Annotated in this window: 15 protein-coding genes; 12 read left to right on the top strand and 3 right to left on the bottom strand. The window is 53.6% G+C overall.

The window, feature by feature from the left end:
- The first annotated feature begins 1 nt into the window (after position 1).
- The 11 genes from ACJJIP_RS19460 (at position 2) to ACJJIP_RS19410 (ending at position 13,396) form a co-directional block, all read left to right on the top strand.
- Entirely contained in the window at positions 2-1,312 is a 1,311-nt protein-coding gene (locus ACJJIP_RS19460) for an N-acetylmuramoyl-L-alanine amidase (protein ID WP_020413626.1), read from the top strand.
- 55 nt (positions 1,313-1,367) lie between these two features.
- Positions 1,368-3,251, top strand: a complete 1,884-nt coding sequence (gene mutL, locus ACJJIP_RS19455; protein WP_020413625.1) for a DNA mismatch repair endonuclease MutL — start codon at positions 1,368-1,370, stop codon at positions 3,249-3,251.
- Positions 3,252-3,321: 70 nt separating this feature from the next.
- Positions 3,322-4,245, top strand: a complete 924-nt coding sequence (miaA, locus tag ACJJIP_RS19450; protein WP_040628948.1) for a tRNA (adenosine(37)-N6)-dimethylallyltransferase MiaA — start codon at positions 3,322-3,324, stop codon at positions 4,243-4,245.
- A gap of 190 nt (positions 4,246-4,435) precedes the next feature.
- Positions 4,436-4,720 (top strand): RNA chaperone Hfq, encoded by a 285-nt coding sequence (gene hfq, locus ACJJIP_RS19445; protein ID WP_020413623.1) that lies wholly within the window; start codon positions 4,436-4,438, stop codon positions 4,718-4,720.
- Between the two features lie 131 nt (positions 4,721-4,851).
- Positions 4,852-6,183, top strand: coding sequence for a ribosome rescue GTPase HflX (gene hflX, locus ACJJIP_RS19440; RefSeq protein WP_020413622.1), 1,332 nt, complete (start codon positions 4,852-4,854; stop codon positions 6,181-6,183).
- Between the two features lie 164 nt (positions 6,184-6,347).
- A complete protein-coding gene (gene hflK, locus ACJJIP_RS19435; RefSeq protein WP_020413621.1) occupies positions 6,348-7,490 on the top strand; it encodes an FtsH protease activity modulator HflK in 1,143 nt (380 codons plus the stop codon).
- An 11-nt stretch (positions 7,491-7,501) separates the two neighbouring features.
- Positions 7,502-8,374, top strand: coding sequence for a protease modulator HflC (gene hflC, locus ACJJIP_RS19430; protein ID WP_020413620.1), 873 nt, complete (start codon positions 7,502-7,504; stop codon positions 8,372-8,374).
- Between the two features lie 201 nt (positions 8,375-8,575).
- The gene (locus tag ACJJIP_RS19425) at positions 8,576-9,775 is read left to right on the top strand and encodes an ATP phosphoribosyltransferase regulatory subunit (RefSeq protein WP_026305107.1); all 1,200 of its coding nucleotides are present in this window, start codon (positions 8,576-8,578) and stop codon (positions 9,773-9,775) included.
- A gap of 111 nt (positions 9,776-9,886) precedes the next feature.
- Entirely contained in the window at positions 9,887-11,209 is a 1,323-nt protein-coding gene (locus tag ACJJIP_RS19420; RefSeq protein WP_282951876.1) for an adenylosuccinate synthase, read from the top strand.
- 114 nt (positions 11,210-11,323) lie between these two features.
- Complete coding sequence (gene trhA, locus ACJJIP_RS19415) at positions 11,324-12,004, top strand: PAQR family membrane homeostasis protein TrhA (protein ID WP_020413617.1); 681 nt, start codon at positions 11,324-11,326, stop codon at positions 12,002-12,004.
- Between the two features lie 171 nt (positions 12,005-12,175).
- Positions 12,176-13,396, top strand: a complete 1,221-nt coding sequence (locus ACJJIP_RS19410; protein ID WP_444945823.1) for a lytic murein transglycosylase — start codon at positions 12,176-12,178, stop codon at positions 13,394-13,396.
- A 4-nt stretch (positions 13,397-13,400) separates the two neighbouring features.
- Here the strand turns inward: ACJJIP_RS19410 and ACJJIP_RS19405 are convergent, their stop codons facing one another.
- From ACJJIP_RS19405 to ACJJIP_RS19395, 3 genes are all read right to left on the bottom strand, one after another.
- Positions 13,401-14,423: a succinylglutamate desuccinylase/aspartoacylase family protein gene (locus tag ACJJIP_RS19405; RefSeq protein WP_444945822.1), complete on the bottom strand. Its 1,023-nt coding sequence runs from the start codon at positions 14,421-14,423 to the stop codon at positions 13,401-13,403.
- Between the two features lie 93 nt (positions 14,424-14,516).
- On the bottom strand, positions 14,517-17,597 hold the full coding sequence (locus tag ACJJIP_RS19400; protein ID WP_444945821.1) for a DUF6531 domain-containing protein: 3,081 nt from the start codon (positions 17,595-17,597) through the stop codon (positions 14,517-14,519).
- A 23-nt stretch (positions 17,598-17,620) separates the two neighbouring features.
- Positions 17,621-18,484, bottom strand: a complete 864-nt coding sequence (locus tag ACJJIP_RS19395) for a Stp1/IreP family PP2C-type Ser/Thr phosphatase (RefSeq protein WP_444945820.1) — start codon at positions 18,482-18,484, stop codon at positions 17,621-17,623.
- A 191-nt stretch (positions 18,485-18,675) separates the two neighbouring features.
- Between ACJJIP_RS19395 and ACJJIP_RS19390 the strand changes: the two genes are divergently transcribed.
- Complete coding sequence (locus ACJJIP_RS19390; RefSeq protein WP_020413612.1) at positions 18,676-19,395, top strand: transposase; 720 nt, start codon at positions 18,676-18,678, stop codon at positions 19,393-19,395.
- Positions 19,396-19,469 lie beyond the last annotated feature (74 nt).

Raw genomic sequence — 19,469 nt, 5'->3', positions numbered from 1 at the left:
AATGAGTTTGATGTGGCGGTCACTTTTGGCCCTGATTTTTGGGCTGGTGATAGTAGTGCCGTTAAAGGCGGCAGAAGTGGAAGGTGTACGCCTGTGGCGTGCGCCGGATCACACACGCCTGGTTTTTGATTTGAGTGGGCCGGCGGAGCACAAGCTCTTTACCCTGAGTGGACCACACCGGGTAGTGGTGGATATTACTGATACCAAATTGAAAGCTCAGTTGGATGCACTGGATTTAAAAGACACCCCTATTGCTCAGGTACGTCACGCGCGCCACAACAAGAAAGATCTGCGTGTGGTGCTCGATCTCAAACAGCAGATCAATCCACGTAGTTTTGCCCTGCGTCGCCACGAGAAATTACCAGATCGACTGGTAATCGATCTTTACGACAAAGTTGAAAACCAAGAAAAAACTCTACTACAAGTAAGTAGTGAACGAGATATCGTTATTGCTGTAAATGCTGGTCACGGGGGCGAGGATCCGGGGGCTCTAGGTCCTGGAGGTCTGCGGGAGAAGGATGTAGTGCTGGCGATCGCGCGCAAACTTCAGCGGGAACTCGATCGAGAGCGGGGGTTTAGCGCGAAATTGGTAAGAACAGGTGATTATTTTATCCCCCTGAGACAGCGAGTGAAAAAAGGGCGCAAAATGCGCGCTGATTTATATGTCTCGATTCACGCCGATGCCTTTACCCGTAAAGAGGCTCGTGGTGCTGGTGTCTACGCAGTTTCCTCTCGAGGAGCGACCAGTGAGACGGCTCGCTTCTTGGCCCAGCGAGAAAATGAGTCTGATTTAATTGGGGGAGCGGGAGACCTGAGTCTGGATGACAAGGATGATACTCTTGCCGGGGTGTTATTGGACCTGTCGATGACTGCGACTATGAATGCGAGTCTTGACGTTGGTGCCAGCGTACTGAGCTCCCTCGGGAGTTTTACCCATTTGCACAAAAAGAAAGTGGAGCAGGCAAATTTCTCAGAGCTACGTAATCCCGATGTACCTTCAATCCTCGTAGAAACAGGTTTTATCACTAATCCCTATGAGTCTCGACGCTTGAGTGACCCTAAATTCCAGCAGCGCATGGCAGAAAAACTCAGCGAAGGTATAGTGGGCTACTTCAGCCGTCGTCCACCGGCAGGCACTTGGCTAGCAGCTAACCAGGGCACCAAGTCGCGGCGTCATATAATTGCCCGAGGTGAGACACTATCCGGGATAGCTGCGCGGTATAATGTCTCTGTTACAGCCCTAATGAGGGCTAACGGCATTAAAAACTCAGTGATTCGCGTGGGTCAAACCCTGAGTATTCCCTCGGGGTAAGATCGAATTCCATAGCCTTTCAGGCCGGTCAAATAAGCGTTAACAGGCCAGTGTCATGCACGAACGTATCCAGCAATTATCGCCCCGCCTTGCCAACCAAATCGCCGCTGGCGAGGTGGTAGAGCGCCCGGCTTCAGTTATCAAGGAGCTGCTGGAAAACAGTCTCGATGCAGGTGCCACGCGTTTGGAGGTGGATGTCGATAGCGGCGGTATCAAACGTATGAAAGTGCGCGATAACGGTAAAGGTATCGAACGCGAAGACCTGCCTATGGCTCTGGCCCGCCACGCTACTTCAAAGATTCATGTGTTGGAAGACCTCGAGGCTGTAGCGACCCTTGGTTTTCGCGGTGAGGCTCTCGCCAGTATTTCCTCAGTAGCGCGCTTGGCGCTGACCAGCAGCCGTGATGAGAGTGGCAAGGGTTGGCAGGTGAGTGCAGAAGGGCGTGATATGCAGGCGCAGCTATCCCCGGCTGCCCACCCTCGCGGTACCACCGTGGATGTGCGTGATCTATTTTTTAATACCCCTGCGAGACGCAAATTCCTGCGTACCGAGAAGACTGAATTTAACCGCATTGATGACACCATTAAGCGCTTGGCCCTGTCCCGTTTTGATGTCTCCATCAGTTTGCGCCATAACGGCAAAGGAGTGCATAACCTGCGAGCAGGCAGTGGCCGTGTTGAAATGGAACGCCGTGTTGCCCAGGTTTGCGGCCCGGCTTTTATGCAAAATGCCCTGCATATTGATGTGGAACGAAATGGTCTGCGTCTCTGGGGTTGGGTGGCTGAGCCTGCATTCTCACGCTCCCAGGCCGACTTGCAGTTTTTCTATGTCAATGGCCGTGCAATTCGCGACAAGGTAGTGAGCCATGCGGTGCGCCGTGCTTTTGCCGATGTGCTCTATCACGGTCGCCATCCTGCATTTGTACTCTACTTGGAACTGGACCCCGCATCAGTGGATGTTAACGTGCACCCAACCAAGCACGAGGTGCGCTTTCGCGATGGCCGTTTGGTGCATGATTTCCTGTTTGGCAGTTTGCACCGGGCCCTGGCTGATGTGCGACCAGGACAGCGTGAAGAGGCCGTAGAGGAGGCGGCTGAGGATACAGAAGTTGCGAGTGCAGACAGAGTTACTGGTATCCAGGCCGGGGAGTTTGCCGGACAGCAGAAGATGCCGCTGAGCAATAAACCTTCTCCTGGAAACCTGCAGCAGCAGATGAAGGCCTACGGTACTTTGCACCAACCCTATCAAGGGAGTGGAGCGGTGGCTGAGCTTGTAACTAGGGGGGCTGAATCTGGCAGTATGGCAGCGGTGGCACCGGCACCTCTGGGGGGGGAAGTAAGTTCTGGAGAAGAGGCGCCACCTCTGGGTTTTGCTATTGCCCAGTTGCACGGGATTTACATTCTCGCGCAGAACGAGCAGGGCATGGTTGTGGTGGATATGCATGCCGCCCATGAGCGTATTGTTTACGAGCAGATGAAGGTCGCTCACGCTGCCGGGGGTATCCAGGCCCAGCCGTTACTGGTGCCGGTGAGTCTTGCAGTAAGCCAGCGCGAAGCGGATTGCTTCGAGGAGCGCAGTGAAGTCTTTACGTCTCTTGGCTTTGTATTGCAGCGCGCCGGTCCTGAGACCCTGCTGGTGCGCCAAGTGCCTACCATGTTGCATGGCGCGGAGGTGGAGCAGTTGGTGCGTGATGTCCTTTCCGATTTATTGGGGCAGGGTGATAGTGAACGTATCGGTGAGCGCATTAACGAAGTGCTTGGCACCATGGCCTGCCACGGTTCAGTGCGTGCCAATCGCCGTCTGACGGTGCCTGAAATGAATGCCCTGTTACGGGATATGGAGCGCACCGAGCGTAGCGGCCAGTGCAATCACGGCCGCCCCACTTGGACCCAGGTTAAACTGGCAGATATGGATAAGTGGTTTATGCGCGGTCAGTAGCCGTGAACTGGAAGTAGGTGGTGATTTGAACAAGCGCATTTGGGGTGACAAACCCCGCGCAATTTTCCTGATGGGCCCCACGGCATCGGGCAAGACGGATCTGGCAATGGCGCTGGCGGACAATCTGCCGGTGGAGTTGATCAGTGTGGATTCTGCTTTGGTGTATCGAGGTCTGGATCTGGGTTCCGCAAAACCATCCCAGGAAGAGTTAGTGCGCTATCCTCATCGCCTAATCGATATTTGTGATACCAGTGAATCCTATTCCGCAGGTCGATTTCGAAAAGATGCCCTGGAAGCTATGGACGAAATCAGTGCAGCAGGTAAGATCCCTCTTCTGGTAGGCGGAACTATGTTGTATTTCCGTGCTCTCCTGGAAGGTATGGCAAAACTACCTGAAGCCGATGCACAATTGCGTGCAGAAATTGAGGCTCGTGCTGAACAAGAAGGTTGGCCAGCCCTGCACGCAGAGTTGGCTGAAGTGGATCCGGATTTGGCGGCGGAGTTACATCCGAATCACTCGGTACGAATCGAGAGAGGGCTGGAGGTTTACCGTCTCACCGGAGTGCCCATGTCCCAGTTGCGTCGCGAGCAGGCCGGTAGTGGGGTACAGAAACGCTACCAGCTGAGCCAGTTGGCGATTATGCCGAGGGATAGGTTGCTGCTGCACCAGCGTATTGAATTGCGCTTTAAGAGGATGCTTGAAGCCGGGTTTGTCGATGAGGTGCGTGGGCTACGTGCTCGGGATGATTTGCACGAGGACCTCCCGGCGATTCGCGCTGTGGGTTATCGTCAAGTTTGGCATTACCTGGATGGCCGCTGTGATTATGATGAAATGGTTGCGGCGGGTGTTGCGGCTACACGTCAGCTGGCCAAGCGACAGCTGACTTGGTTGCGACGCTGGCCAGACCTGCAAACTTTGTATACTCAGGATGCCGATGGCAGGGTGCGTGAGAATGACGAAATATTGGCGGAAGCCTTGAAATTTCTCGCCTGAGCATCCATAACGTGGTTGGGCTAATAAACGACAAGCTCATTCAGTCAGTTTTCAAAGGGCCGGCCTTTTCCGGCTTACTACTACACTACTTACACGCGTATTCAACCTCAGTCGTTCTTTGATCCGCGCTCTTCGCGGATGCGATTGCGGCCTGCATACCGCATTCAGCTTTTTGACAAGGAGAAAAAAGATGTCAAAAGGGCATAGCTTACAAGACCCTTACCTCAACGTACTGCGCAAAGAGCGTATCCCGGTTTCTATCTATCTGGTAAACGGCATCAAGCTCCAAGGGCAAATTGAATCTTTCGACCAGTTTGTGGTGTTACTAAAAAACACCGTTAGCCAAATGGTCTATAAGCACGCTATTTCCACTGTTGTTCCGTCCCGAGCTGTGCGTGTGCCCTTGCTGAATCCGGCGGCACAACACGGTGGTGAAGGTAACGGTGAGGGCGGAGAGCGCGAATCCTTTAGCTGATAAGCCACCTATTTTGACCAGCGCCTCTTTACGAGGGGTGCCTGCAGCGGGTGAGCCCTGAATGACTTGCCCACTGCCACTTCAGTCTGGAAGGTGGGTTGCTGTCCACTTCCGCATATAGAGATTTCCCATTGTTTTTCGATCGACCGGAATCCGGTGAGCTGGCGGTGCTGGTTCACCTAGAACTCTCCGCAATCGACAGTCCCGAAGACCCTCGTGAATTTGAGGAGTTGGCCCTCTCTGCCGGAGCAGATCCGGTCAGTTTTATTTTTGGCCAGCGCGCAACGCCGGACCCGAAAACTTTTGTCGGGCGCGGTAAGCTGGAAGAAATTCGCCAGGTGGTAAAAGAGCAGGGCGCGGAGCTTGTGATCTTTGATCACATTCTTTCTCCTAGTCAGGAGCGCAATATTGAGCGTGAGTTGAAATGTCGGGTGCTAGACCGTACAGGACTGATCCTGGACATTTTTGCCCAGCGCGCACGTACTCATGAGGGTAAGTTACAGGTAGAGTTGGCACAGCTACGCCATATGGCTACCCGGCTTGTGCGCGGTTGGACTCACTTGGAGCGCCAGAAGGGTGGTATTGGCCTGCGTGGACCAGGTGAAACGCAGCTGGAAACTGACCGCCGCTTGTTGCGTGCGAGGATTGATTCTATCGAAAAGCGCCTGGAGAAAGTCAGGCGACAGCGGGAGCAGGGCCGGCGCGCGCGCTCCCGTGCGGATGTGGCCACGGTATCCTTGGTGGGTTATACCAATGCCGGCAAGTCCACTCTGTTTAATCGCCTCACCGATGCAGAAGTTTATGTGCGTGACCAGCTGTTCGCTACGCTGGACCCGACCATGCGCCGGGTTGAATTACCCAATGTTGGCGCCATGGTATTGGCTGACACGGTTGGTTTTGTCTCCCATTTGCCTCATAAACTGGTCGAGGCATTTCGTGCCACGCTAGAGGAGGCTGCTCAGGCAACCCTGTTACTGCATGTGGTAGATGCCTCGGCAGAAGACCGTCTGCATCTGATAGAGGAGGTGCAGAATGTTCTCGAAGAAATTGGCGCAGCGGACCTGCCACAGCTGTTGGTGTATAACAAAATTGACCTCCTGGCCGATTGTGAGCCCCGTATCGATCGTGATGAGGATGGTATACCGCGCGCGGTATGGCTATCCGCAGCTACTGGAGCAGGATGTGAGCTTCTGATAGAGGCTATTGCTGAACGCTTGGGAGAACAGATGGTGCGTGGTCTGTTGGTGGTAAAACCTCAACAGTCCCGACTGCGAGCGCAGCTTTACCAGGTTAACGCAATCCAAAGTGAGGTGTATCGCGATAATGGCGACTGTGAATTAGAGCTGCTGTTGCCGCGTAGCGACTTCCAGCGCCTGCTGGCCCAGTTTACCGTCGATGGTGAGGGCCCCGAGTGGTTACCACAAGAATGTGAGGGGGAGGACAATGGAGAGGCAGAATATTAGCGCTCCTGGTGTCATAGTGTTGGTGCTATAGAGAAAGGTTTCTGCGCAACTACGGTTGCGACAAACTTGCCACCAGTTGAGTCCTGGCGGCAATATTTTGCCGGCGGGGGATGCTAGAATCCGCCGGAGACAAAGCTTAAATGATCAGAGTTGGAGTAAGTTAGATGGCCTGGAATGAGCCGGGTGGTAAAGATAAAGACCCGTGGGGTGGTGGCGGTGGCAATCGCAATAATGATGGACCGCCGGACCTTGATGAACTATTTCGTAAAGTCCAGCAAAAGTTAGGTGGTCTGTTTGGAGGCGGTAGCCCCAGTACTGGTACAGGCAACTTTCCTTGGATGCTGGTGATTGGTGTCGCCGTATTAATCTATGCGGGCCTGGGAATCTATCAGGTGAACGCCAATGAACAGGCAGTAGTACTACGCCTGGGTAAGTACCACTCTACAGAATCTGCGGGATTGCACTGGAATCCGCCCCTGATTGATAGTGTCACTAAGGTCAATATGACCGAGGTGCGTACTGAGCGTACGACAGGGCAGATGCTGACGGAAGACGCCAATATCGTTGAAGTCGTATTGACCGTGCAATGGCAGGTTGGTGATGCGGAATCCTTTGTTCTGCGTGTGCGCGATCCTGTGAAGAGCCTGCAAGAGGCCACGGACAGTGCCCTGCGCCATGTGGTCGGCTCCTTGACCTTAAACGGCGTTATCTCTCAAAACCGTACCCAGGTATCCACAGATACCCAACAGCGTCTTCAGGAGTACCTCGATCTTTACCAGACGGGGATTCGTGTCGATGTGGTTAACCTGACTGATGCCAAGGCGCCGCGCGAAGTTCAGGATGCGTTTGACGATGTTACCAAGGCTCGTGAAGACGAGGTACGTTTGCAGAATGAAGCCCAGGCCTATGCAAACCAGGTGATTCCGGTGGCCCGTGGTCAGGCCCAGCGGATTATTGAAGAGGCAGAAGGCTATAAGGCCCGCGTAGTGGAGAGTGCCCGCGGTGAGGCGGTTCGCTTCGAGAAATTGCTGGCTGAATATGAGCGTGCCCCGGAAGTGACCCGCGAGCGTCTCTACCTGGATGCGGTCCAGGAGGTGATGTCCAGCACCTCGAAAGTGATGGTGGATGTCGAAGGTGGCAATAACATGATGTATTTGCCATTGGACAAGTTGGCCCAGGAAAGCACCAGCAAGGCGGTACAGCGCAAAGACACTTCACCGATCGTGATTGAGGAAGTCTACCAGCGCATTGTCGAGCGTTTGCGCCAGGATGCTGCCAATGGCCGTCGCAGCCAGTCTGTCCGCTAGGAGGTGATGGAATGAACAACAAGACTTTGGGAATCATTGCCATACTGCTGGTTGGCATACTGGTGGTATCTTCCAGCGCTTTTGTGGTGAAGGAAACTGAAAAGGGCGTACTGCTGCGATTTGGTGAACTGATACGCACCTATAACGAACCGGGACTTTATTTCAAAATCCCGTTTGCAGAGAAACTGCGCAAATTTGATGCGCGTATCCAGACTGTGGACTCCAGCCCGGTGCGTATGCTTAATAGCGAAAACAAGTTCATGATGGTGGACTCGTATGCTAAGTACCGTATCTCCGATGTGAGCAAGTTTTACATCGCAACCCGTGGTGATGAGCGCAACGCTGTTCGCCTGCTGTCCGAGCAGATCAATGACCGATTACGTAACCAGTTTGGTGTGCGAGACCTGCACGAAGTGGTCAGTGGTGAGCGCGATGAGCTGATGGCAGAGATCACAAAAAACCTGAATCAGGTAGCGCAGAAAAACCTCGGTGTGGAAGTGATTGATGTGCGTGTTAAGCGTATTGACCTGCCACCGGAAGTGTCCGAATCAGTGTTCCAGCGTATGCGCGCCGGACGTGAGCTGGAAGCACGGGATCACCGCGCTAAAGGTCAGGAAGCCAGTGAGCGCATCCGCGCTAATGCCGACCGCCAAAAAGTGGTTATTGAGTCTGAGGCCTATCGCCAGTCTGAGGAGTTGCGTGGTGCCGGCGATGCAGAAGCTGCGGCTATTTATGCCTCGGCTTACAACAAGAACCCCGAGTTCTATCGCTTTACCCGCAGCTTGCAGGCGTACAAAGAGTCTTTCCAGAGTAAATCGGACATGCTATTGGTGGACCCGGACAGTGAATTTTTCCGCTATCTGAAGGACCCTAAAGGGCAATAAACCTTATTAGGGGTTAAACGGCAGCTGATTACTCATTTCAGCTCGCCGTTTTCGGCGAATCCAATCTGTCGTCATCAATACCCCCAATAGCCCTACCTTCCCAGCAGCACTTGATGCTAAAATCACGCAAACCGGGCCTAGCCCGGTTTTTTTGTGGAAGCTGCTGGCTCGCCTTATTAACCCTGATAAACCCGTTTCACCATGACTCAAGCTGATCGCTGGATGTTGCCGGATGGCATCGCGGAAATTTTGCCTGCGGATGCCATTCAGGTTGAGACCCTGCGCCGCCAACTGCTGGACCTCTACTCCTGCTGGGGGTACGAGTTGGTAATACCGCCAATGCTGGAATTCACCGAATCCCTGTTGATCGGGATGGGACGTGATGTGGATCTGAGTACCTTCAAGGTTACTGATCAGATCTCCGGCCGCACTCTCGGTATTCGCGCTGATATCACTCCGCAAACCGCGCGTATTGATGCGCACAGTTTTCCCCGCGTAGGCGCTAACCGCCTGTGCTATGCGGGTCATGTTCTCTATACCCGACCGCGTACTGCTATGGGCTCGAGGGCTCCAATTCAGGTTGGTGCGGAGCTGTTTGGTGTGGATAGCCTCAGTGGTGATATAGAGGTGATCTCCCTGATGCTGGAGAGCCTGCAGGTCGCTGGGATTGAACAGATTTACCTGGACCTGGGCCATGTTGCCATTTACCGCAGTCTTGCCGAGGCGGCAGGATTGGGTGAGGTTCAGCAGGATGAGTTGTCGGCGCTGCTACAGAACAAGGCGAGTGCCGATGTGCATAGTTGGGTCGCTGCAAACGTTGCAGATGCGCAGGTAGCGAACTGGTTGCAAGCGCTACCTGGCCTTGCCGGGGGTTCGGACTGCTTGGAGAGAGCCCGCGAGTTGCTTAGCGGCGCTCCAGAGCCGCTCCTGGCAGCGCTATCCGACTTGTACCAAGTCGCCGAGGCGCTGGGAGAGCGCTACCCGATGGTAGAGCTGTTTTTTGATTTGAGCGAAGTGCGTGGTTACGACTATGAAACCGGATTGGTTTTTGCTGCCTATAGTCCGGGCCATGGCCAAGCCCTTGCTAATGGTGGGCGTTACAACGGTATAGGTGCTGTGTTCGGACGGGATCGTCCGGCTACTGGCTTTAGTAGTGATCTAGTGGCCCTGAATACCTTGGGTAATAGAGCTGAGCCCAAGGGTGGCGCCATTCTCGCGCCGGAAGTCAGTGGCCCGGACGGTGTTGGACTTTGGCATGCAGTTGATGAGTTGCGCAGGCAGGGAGAGGTAGTAATCGCTACCTTGTCCGACGGCGCGGACAGTGATCTCCACTCGCGTTGCGACCGCGAGCTGGTGCTCGAAAGTGGTTCCTGGATAGTAAAAAGCCGCGGGACTGATTGAGGGCGGGCGCAGTGGAAGTGCCAGTATAGGTGCGGTGTTCACCGCAAGATCCATTGATGTCGGGGGCTCCAAGCACCCGCCGAGAGAAACCTGAGTTAGAGATTTATACAGATGGGCAAGAACGTAGTAGTGCTGGGAACCCAGTGGGGTGATGAAGGCAAGGGCAAAATTGTCGATTTGCTGACAGAGCAGGTCTCCCTGGTAGTGCGCTTTCAGGGCGGACACAACGCCGGCCACACGCTAGTGATCGATGGTGAAAAAACCGTACTGCACCTGATTCCCTCCGGTATCCTGCGCCCCAGCGTAACCTGCCTCATTGGCAACGGCGTGGTACTTTCCCCTGAAGCGTTGCTCAAGGAAATGAAGGCGCTGGAAGAGCGCGGTGTACCTGTGCGTGAACGCCTGCGTCTGTCGCCGGCTTGTCCACTGATCCTCCCAGTGCATGTGGCACTGGACCAGGCTCGTGAAAAAGCCCGCGGTGACAAGGCGATTGGCACCACCGGCCGGGGTATTGGTCCTGCCTATGAGGACAAGGTGGCTCGCCGTGGCTTGCGACTCGGCGACCTGTGTAACTGGGAAAGTTTCTGCAGCCAGCTCAAAGAGCTGATCGATTACCACAACTTTGCTTTGACCCAGTATTACCAAGTGGCGCCGGTGAGTTACGAAGAGACTTTGGAGGAGGCGAAGATCTGGCGTGAACAGCTGATGCCGATGATTACCGACGTTGCGGATCACCTGCATAAGACCCGTGAACAAGGTGAACATATTCTGTTTGAAGGCGCTCAGGGTTCGCTGTTGGATATCGATCACGGCACTTACCCCTATGTAACCTCCTCCAATACCACTGCAGGTGGAACCGCTACAGGTTCTGGCTTTGGTCCACTTTATCTCGATTACGTTCTGGGTATTACCAAGGCTTACACCACCCGTGTTGGTAGCGGCCCGTTCCCAACTGAACTGGCCTGCGAAGTGGGCCGTCATCTGGGCGAGAAAGGCCACGAGTTTGGTGCCACTACCGGCCGCCAGCGCCGCACAGGTTGGTTTGATGCGGTGGCGGTACGCCATGCAATTCGTATCAACAGTATCTCGGGCCTGTGTTTGACCAAGTTGGATGTGCTCGATGGTCTTGAGGAAGTGAAAATCTGCATTGGTTACCGCAATAGTGCCGGTGAAGAAGTTCCGGTGCCCTTCGATGCCGCCGGCTGGGAGGGAGTTGAGCCAGTTTATGAAAGCATGCCCGGCTGGGAAGAGACCACAGAAGGTGCACGCCGTGAGTCAGATCTGCCGGCCAATGCCAAGGCCTATATAGCCCGCATTGAAGAGCTGGTTGGTGCGCCTGTAGATATTGTTTCTACCGGACCTGACAGAAATGAGACCATTGTTCGCGCTTCTTCCGCTCTGTGTGAAATGGGAATCCATAACGCCAGCGAATAAGTGGTTATGGTCCGGTTGTGAACCCCTGGTCTGATCCTGGCCTTGCTATTTTAGGTGAGGCCTCTGATCATTAGACCTGATTCAAGTTATTGGTCGAGTGCCGTTGATGTGCTTATGACCAGAATTCAGCCGGGCCAATTTATGACTTCGACCGTTTCCGTTGCCAGCCGCTATAGCTTCGCAGAAGAGATTGCCAATAGCGTTACTCACGGTGTCGGGGCCCTACTGGCTATCGCCGGCCTGGGTGTTCTCACAGGTTTCGCCGCATTGCGCGGTGATGCTTGGCATATCGTCAGCTCCAGCGTTTACGCCTCTACACTGATTCTCTGCTTCCTTGCCTCGACTCTGTACCATGCTGTCAGTCATATCGGTGCCAAGGCGATCTTGCGTACCCTGGATCACTCCTCAATTTTCCTTTTAATAGCGGGGACTTATACGCCGTTCACCCTGGTGACTCTCCGCGGTCCATGGGGTTGGTGGTTATTTGGGATTATCTGGGGACTGGCACTGCTCGGGTTGATAATTCAGTTCACCCCGCTGAAAAAAATTCGCGCCCTGTCTATCACTTTAAGCGCCTTAATGGGCTGGGTAGTTATCGCTGCAATCAAGCCACTGGCGAATAGTCTTGAGACTGGTGGTTTGTGGCTGCTGGTTTTGGGCGGGCTCTGTTATACAGGTGGTATCGCTTTCTACCTGTGGCGCAGTCTGCGTTTCCATCATGCGATCTGGCACTTGTTTGTACTGGCAGGAGGGATCTTGCACTTCTTTGCTGTTCTTTTCTATGTAATCCCATAGTTTTGTGGCCCTGACAACAGGGCTGTGACACAAGCAGAACTTTCCCGCAGGTTTATCTGTCAACATTGATGACTGGTCGGGCGGATGACACCATTTGATAAATCCGCCTTTCGGAAAAGAGAGGCTCGTCCTAACCTTGAGCGAGCAAAAAGTTGTGTCAAAGGTACTCTCATGCCCAGATTGTCCAGGTTCCCCACGCTTTCCTATTTTCTCGCCCTATACCTGGCGCTGATATCGCTAGGTGTTCAGTCAGCAGATAAGCCGGACCCGGCCTTTGAGAAATGGGTTCGGGACTTTCGCCAGACGGCGATAAAGAATGGTATTTCCCCCCAGGTTTATGATCAGGCATTTAAGGGCATAACCTCTCCTGACCAGTGGGTATTGGATCGTGCCAGCTACCAGCCCGAATTCAAGGCACCGGTATGGCAGTATTTCGACAACAGGGTACAGAAACGAGCTATAGAGCGGGGTAAGCAGGAAAAAGAGAAGATGAAGCCCTGGCTCGACAAGATCCAAAAGCGCTTTGGAGTTGACCCAGATATCCTTTTGGCGATCTGGTCGGTGGAGTCGAGTTTTGGTGGCATCCTCGGTAATGACAAAGTCATGCGTAGTGTGGTCCGGTCCCTGGCTACCCTTGCCTACGCAGACCCTCAGCGCAAGAAGTTTGGTCGCCAGCAGTTACTCGCGGCTTTGAAGATATTACAGGCCGGGGATGTCGAGGGGCAGCACCTGTTGGGGTCCTGGGCCGGGGCCATGGGGCACACCCAGTTTATCCCCACCAGTTATCAAGCCTATGCGGTAGATATCGATGGCGATGGCAAACGTGATATCTGGAATTCGGTGCCAGATGCACTGGCTACAGCGGCCAACCTGCTGTCGAGCAATGGGTGGCAAAAGGACAAGCCCTGGGGCTATGAGGTCACTATACCTTCGCGCAAGATGCCGGGAGGTAAGTTGACTGTAGCAGAGTGGGAAAAGCTCGGGGTCAAACGCGCCAATGGTGAATCATTCCCAAATAAGAAAGCTGTGGCAGAGCTGAAGCTGCCGGATGGACGTAACGGTCCCGCCTTTCTGGTTTTCAAAAACTTCTTTGTACTGAAGCGCTACAACAACTCCGATCGTTATGCGACCGCTATTGGCCTTTTGGCGGATCGCATCGGTGGCGCACCACCTCTGGTAAAGGACTGGAATCGACCCTTTACCCCACTCGATGGCAGCCAGGTGGAAGAGTTACAGAAGTTGCTGAAACAGAAGGGGTTTTATACAGGTGAAGTCGATGGTAAGGCCGGCCCTGGCACGCGCAAGGCTATTCGGGAGTTTGAAAAACGTGCTGGTGTCGAAGTGAAAGGGTTTCCCAGTAAGGAAGTACTGGAGTTATTACAGCAGCAATAGCGCCCTAGAAATTTTCGTCTGGCAGCAGGCTGTCCTGAAGCAATTCGAGGTTTTCAACTACTTCCTGTGGCTTGCGGAAATAGGCGATGTGATACATCGCCTCGCCCTCGAGCACCAGGGGAATGTTCTGCTTGCCAATAATGATCCCCTCCCCGTTAGATCGCACCTGGTCGAGTTCCTTGCCGTAAGGGTCGGTAATAGTGGCTAGTAATTCGCCCTCGTATATGTGATCCCCCAGAGCCTTGATATGTTTTGCGATACCACTATCTCCAGCACGCAGCCAACCGCTGCTACGGGCAATAAACGGCTCTATCGAATTGCCACTGCGGCCTTTTGGCAGCATTTCCAGGTGCCGCATTACGTTGATTACGCCCTTGACCCCTGCGCGAATACACAATTCATCAAAACGCAGCGCTTCGCCCGCTTCATAAAGCAGGATTCTTACTCCAAGATCGGCGGCGGCCTGGCGCAGGGAACCATCGCGGATGGAGGCGTTGAGCAGTACCGGTACACCAAAAGCTCTGGCCATGGCACGAGTGTCGGTATCGTCCAGGTTGGCGCGGACCTGAGGTAAGTTGCTGCGGTGCGCAGCGCCGGTGTGAAGGTCGATGCCGTAATCACATTTGGCCACTATCTCCCGCAGGAATACATAGGCCATACGAGCGGCCAGGGAGCCCTTGGCTGAGCCGGGGAAAGATCGATTCAGGTCGCGCCGATCGGGTAAGTAGCGAGTGTGTTGAAGCACGCCGTAGACATTGACCATGGGAACAGCAATCAGAGTGCCACGGAGGGACTTGAGGCCGCGGCTCTGAATCAGGCGGCTGATTATCTCGATGCCATTAAGTTCATCTCCGTGTACCGCCGCACAGACAAAAATTGTAGGGCCGGTCCGCTTGCCGCGCCGTACATAGACAGGGATTGCCATATCCGTATTGGTATACAGGCTAACCACTGGCAGGTTAATACGACGGGACTCCCCCCTGGCCACTTCAATACCGCCGATTTCAAAGTCCGGGGAATCTCGCATATCTCAGCCACTCTATTGGACTTAATTGATTGTAGAGGGCAGAAGGGGAAGCCCTGTGGAGTCTTCCCGATAGGTTGTATCAGGCCACTGACCTTAAAGTTTGGCCAGAGAAGAGTCGGGTGTCGAGCGGGCAAAAACCTGGGTGCCATTCAACCAAATATTCAGCGCCGGGTTCCAATATCCTGAGGTATGGTACCAGAGGCCGGTTTCGATATCGGCAATGAGGTTGGCACCACGCCAGGGGCTGGGTTCCTGGCCAAAGCCGCGGTTGGCAGTAACTCCGGCCTCGCTGCCGCGGGACCATTGTATCGAGCCCTGCGACTCAAAGATGGCCAGGGGCTTGCCCTCCGGATCGGTCAAATAGTGCTCGCTGGCACCTGAACTCCAGTGGCAGAGAAGTGAGCCGCTCAAGGGGTGTTGTATCCAGTGTCCGATACCGCGTGATTTTCCATCAATCTGGTGTGCTTCCGCCCAGATGCCAAGACCGCTCCAGCTGGTAGTCACACGGCGTTGGCGTGTCGACTTGCGATGGGTACAGGTTTTACTCAGACGGCGCCCAAACGGGTCGTAGCGGAAATAGGTTTTGAACTCACCACACTCTGCGGTACTCATCAGCCCCCAGCCATCGTACTGGTATTGGTAGTCCTTGCGCCCGGGAATCTCCCGCTCAATGGTGATATTGCCGCGTTTATCTCGCTCGATATGTGCCTGGGCGAATCCAGCCTGGCGAATAGGCGTCGTGAGTTGCAGCGGCGCTTGTCGATCAAATTGCCAGGTTAAGGCGAGGCCACTGTCCAGGGCTGCTAGCCGGCCTGCGTCAAATTTATAGGTGCTGCGAATATCCCCCTGGACATGTATATGGTTTTGTCCGTCTATTTCAGTGCGGAGGATTGGCTCACCATTGGCGTCAATACCGTACAGGGAACCGCAAGGTGTCAGGGTATAGGCTAGATCGAGATTATCGGAGCTGGCACTTTTCAGCCATCCGCGTGAGTCGTACTGATATCTCAGGCTGAAATCGCGAACGTCGCTGCTGTCGTGGTTCTCGGCGATCACCCGGTTGCGCTGGTCGTATTTAAAACGCACGGAAGAGTGTAAATTGTTGGCCTGGATCAGGCGCTGGTACGCATCGTAATGAAATTCACTGCTCTGGCCGTTGTTGTTTCGGATTCCGGCAATGGAGCCATTTTCATTGTAATTAAAATACCAGCGGCAGTCGTTGTCGCAGTATTCGCTGATGCTGCCATCAGTATTGTAGTGCCAGCGCAATTGGCGTTTATCCGGTGTGTGAAATGAGACTAACTGGCCGACGGGGTCGTAGTGCCAGCGGTAGCTCCCTTTAGCAGTATCCAACTGGGTTAACTGGCCGTGGGCATTGCAGTGCAGTTCCCAGCTGTTGCCATCGGCAAATTGGATCTGGCATATATTGCCGGCACTATCGTATTCGCAGTGCAGGCTCTGGCTGTTGCCGGCGTGAATTGCGTAGGGTAGTCCCCGCTCTGAGTAATCCAGGCCATATTGGTGCATGCCAATTCGGGACTCACGCAATTCACCTTCCGGACCATAGCGCCATTCGCACCAAGTGTCCTCATTGACAACCAGTGCACTCATTCGCTGCCAGTGATCGTACTCAAACCCCCAAACTTTATCCCCGTAGCGTACGGTTTGCAGCTGACCCTGCCCATCCCAGGTGAAGTCCACCCGGCCGCCCTCAGGGTCGACGATCTGCGTCAACTGCCCTCGATCGCTGTAGAGGAATTTCCACTCCTGTTTTCCTGGGTCGACGATTGTCAGCGGCCGGCCTTTATCACTAAAGCGATACAGCCATGGCTGGTCCCCATTGAGTAGTATGCCTTCGGGGAAGCCGTTCTCATCGTATTGATAACGATTGCTGGTGCCTGCGCAAGTGCTGCGTCGGATTCGTCCCAATTCATCGTAGCGGAGGAAGGTGTTCAGCCCATCTGCTCCGATATGTTGGCAGAGATTGCCGTAGGTGTCATAGAGCCAACTGCACTGGCGCTGGCCCTGGACTTCATGAATCAGTTGGCCGAAGCGATCAAAGCGAAGCTGCTGTGATTCCCTGTCGATGGTTTCTACAAGGCAGGTATTGTGCGTGTGCTGCCAGCTGAGGAGGGTCTCTGTCTCCTCTCTTCTCAACTTATGGCAGCGGCCCTGGTGGTCGTACTCAAACTGGGTACTGCCATTTCGGCTGCTGTGCGCCTCAACCAGAGAGAGATCATGGTAACTGTAGTGTTCCCTCTCGCGACCTCGGGAAACACCAGTGAGCAGCCCACCGTGAAAATCGTAAGCACACAAAGTTTGTTGCTCTTCAGGGGCGTGGCTGTTGAGCAGCCTGCTAATGCGACCACCGTGGCTGTGGAATTCCAGTACCCGCCCCCAGGAGCTTACAATTTTCCTGGGCAGTCCCTCGCTGTAGTCGATGGTCAGGGCATTGCCAAACTGATCCCGGATTTCGGTAAGAGGCAGGGCGCTGTTGACCCCGTCGGCTCGAAAAATTTTGTGAGGCTCGCTAAATGCCGTGAGGCGATAGCTATGCAGGCTCTGGCGAAACAGCAGCAGGCGCTCAAAACGGTTGTAACAACCGTGGCCAATCGCGGGCAGTTGAAAGTGGACCCTACGCCCCTCCGCAGTGTGTAATTCGACGGTATTGCCCTGTACTGACAGTTTTTCGCTAAGGGAGTGGCGCCAGCCGGCGCCGATGCCACAGTCGTCGCTAATTGAGGAGCGATAGTAGCGTTTCCATTGGAAGGGCAGTGGGCCCGGTAGTGCTAAGTCAATGCTTTCGAAAGCCAGCTCGCCACTTGCCCCGTTAACCCAGCCCTCAATGCGCAGGCTGCGCTGCATTGGCGGGACACAGGTGTCGAGGGGATTGACTCCGGGAATATTGATCAGGCTTGTCGGGCCATCGCCGATACCGGGAAGTAATTGCCCCGCAGGTGCTGAGGCGAGGGTGTAGGTATTAACTGATACGTCAGGAACCTGTGGCCACAACGGGTGGATATGATCGGTAGTATCGGTTGGTGAAAGTAAGTTCTGAATTTCAGCCAGCCAAAGGCAAGCCGCGGCCGGGTCCCCCTGTGAGAAAGTAACAGGGGGAGGGCTAAGGGTTTTGAACAGGTTGGGTACTAGCTGGGTGAGACGTTCCGGTGTCATGCTTCAGCTTCCGGCAAACAGGTTTAGCGTTGTGATTTACGGATAGTCACATCAGGTGACTGCGGTCTTTGAGTCACACTCTGCTCTTGTGCGAGCATCTGTGGCATAGATTGGGAGGAGTATTCGAGGATGCCTGCACTGATATTGTCTCGTCCCCCCAGTCTGTTGGCATCGTCGATAAAGCGGTATACGCATTCCAGTGCGGGGCGATGAGTGGCAAGGACCCGCTCGATTGCATAGTCGTCCAGATATTCAGTTAGGCCATCACTACATACAAGCAGCAGCGCGTTTTCAGTCAGTTTCCAACTGTTAATTTCTGCTTCCACACTGCTGGAGATACCCAGGGCGCGGGTAATATGATTGCGCACATTGGACTGCTTGGCCTGTTCCGGGGTCATTTGACCACTATCGATCATTTCCTGTACCACGCTGTGATCTCGTGTAAGGCGCTGTAACCCGTAGTTGTTCCATAAATACGCCCTTGAATCCCCTATATGGGCAACGATCAGGAAGTCGCGCCACATAACTGCAACAACAATAGTTGTTCCCATTTTGGAAAATTGGGGGTTCATATTTTTGGTATTCAGAAGCGCACTATTGGCATTGTTGATGGCATCAATCAGGGTCGCGCGTAAAATCAGTTGTTGCTGTTCAGGTGTGCAGGAAATAAAGGTGTGTTCAAGCAGATTGTCCAGGTGGGATTGAATGGTCTCAGCCGCGATTTTGCTTGCTGTGGCACCGCCCGTATAGCCTCCCATACCGTCGGCTACGACCATGTAGGCGAAGGGTTTATCCGCGCTAGCATGCCAGCGGATGCTATCTTCATTTTCCTCGCGAACTTGACCGATGTCAGTGCGCCCGTTGACCGCCAGACTTATCTGATCCATGTCTGGTGCAACTCCCCTTTATTAAATAGCAATAAAATGCGGCGTAACATTATTACAACCGAATAACCAGTTCTTATGTTAACTTGGCCGCAGACTAAGTTTGAAATTTTTTTCCTTGGTTTGCGATAATAAAACCTTTAATCATCACTAGAAAAGGCACTGCGCCTGTTTAATAAGGATTCGCTGGCAAAATGCCCCGTTTGCCTAGGCTCAATCTGATAAATATTCCCCAGCACATAGTGCAGGTTGGTCACAATAACCTGCCTTGTTTCTTTGATGAGGAAGATTATCAATATTATTTGATTAGTTTGCGTAATGCCGCTGACCAGTACAGCGTAGATGTTCACGCATACGTTTTGTTACCCAATATGATCCAGATTATTGCGTCGCCACGGATTCCCGATGGAATATCCTCAATGATGCAGTCCCTGGGGCGTCGCTATGTCCAGTTTGTAAATCACCGTTACAAGCGCTCCGGTACCCTCTGGAGAGGGCGCTATAAATCAAGCCTGATTGACTCCGATGCCTACCTGCTGACCTGTTACAGGTATGTCGAGTTGCGCCCTCTCTATCTGGGATTGGCGGACTCCCTTGGGAACTACCAATGGTCGAGTTTTAATCATCATGTGAACGATAAACATGACCATTTGATTAAGGATCACCATTTATACACCGCCCTGGGAGAAAGTGCTCAGGAGCGTGCTCAGGCATACAGAAAACTTTTCCGTTACAGCTTTGATAGACGTCTGCTCGATTACATTGCAGAAACCATTAAATTAGGGCATGTATTGGGTGGCGATGCGTTTAAAGAGAAAATTGAACAAATTGCGAATCAGCGAGTACGGCCATTAAAGCGAGGCCGTCCCAGAAAGACAAAAAAAATCGAAAAAGAAGCTATAGAAACCGAATAAATAAAAACGCATGATGGGTACAGGGAAGTAGCGCTAATCGCTGCGTAGTTTTTGCCGCCATTGGAATCTTAAAA

The sequence above is a fragment of the Microbulbifer variabilis genome, from assembly GCF_052467165.1.
This window is presented reverse-complemented; position numbering and strand designations above follow the sequence as displayed.

What these genes read in the sequence shown, in the direction of transcription:
- ACJJIP_RS19460 (WP_020413626.1), top strand. Translation starts at nt 2, where the DNA reads ATGAGTTTGATGTGGCGGTCACTTTTGGCCCTGATTTTTGGGCTGGTG.
- mutL (WP_020413625.1), top strand. Translation starts at nt 1,368, where the DNA reads ATGCACGAACGTATCCAGCAATTATCGCCCCGCCTTGCCAACCAAATC.
- miaA (WP_040628948.1), top strand. Translation starts at nt 3,322, where the DNA reads ATGGGCCCCACGGCATCGGGCAAGACGGATCTGGCAATGGCGCTGGCG.
- hfq (WP_020413623.1), top strand. Translation starts at nt 4,436, where the DNA reads ATGTCAAAAGGGCATAGCTTACAAGACCCTTACCTCAACGTACTGCGC.
- hflK (WP_020413621.1), top strand. Translation starts at nt 6,348, where the DNA reads ATGGCCTGGAATGAGCCGGGTGGTAAAGATAAAGACCCGTGGGGTGGT.
- hflC (WP_020413620.1), top strand. Translation starts at nt 7,502, where the DNA reads ATGAACAACAAGACTTTGGGAATCATTGCCATACTGCTGGTTGGCATA.
- ACJJIP_RS19425 (WP_026305107.1), top strand. Translation starts at nt 8,576, where the DNA reads ATGACTCAAGCTGATCGCTGGATGTTGCCGGATGGCATCGCGGAAATT.
- ACJJIP_RS19420 (WP_282951876.1), top strand. Translation starts at nt 9,887, where the DNA reads ATGGGCAAGAACGTAGTAGTGCTGGGAACCCAGTGGGGTGATGAAGGC.
- trhA (WP_020413617.1), top strand. Translation starts at nt 11,324, where the DNA reads ATGACCAGAATTCAGCCGGGCCAATTTATGACTTCGACCGTTTCCGTT.
- ACJJIP_RS19410 (WP_444945823.1), top strand. Translation starts at nt 12,176, where the DNA reads ATGCCCAGATTGTCCAGGTTCCCCACGCTTTCCTATTTTCTCGCCCTA.
- ACJJIP_RS19405 (WP_444945822.1), bottom strand. Translation starts at nt 14,423, where the DNA reads ATGCGAGATTCCCCGGACTTTGAAATCGGCGGTATTGAAGTGGCCAGG.
- ACJJIP_RS19400 (WP_444945821.1), bottom strand. Translation starts at nt 17,597, where the DNA reads ATGACACCGGAACGTCTCACCCAGCTAGTACCCAACCTGTTCAAAACC.
- ACJJIP_RS19395 (WP_444945820.1), bottom strand. Translation starts at nt 18,484, where the DNA reads ATGGATCAGATAAGTCTGGCGGTCAACGGGCGCACTGACATCGGTCAA.
- ACJJIP_RS19390 (WP_020413612.1), top strand. Translation starts at nt 18,676, where the DNA reads ATGCCCCGTTTGCCTAGGCTCAATCTGATAAATATTCCCCAGCACATA.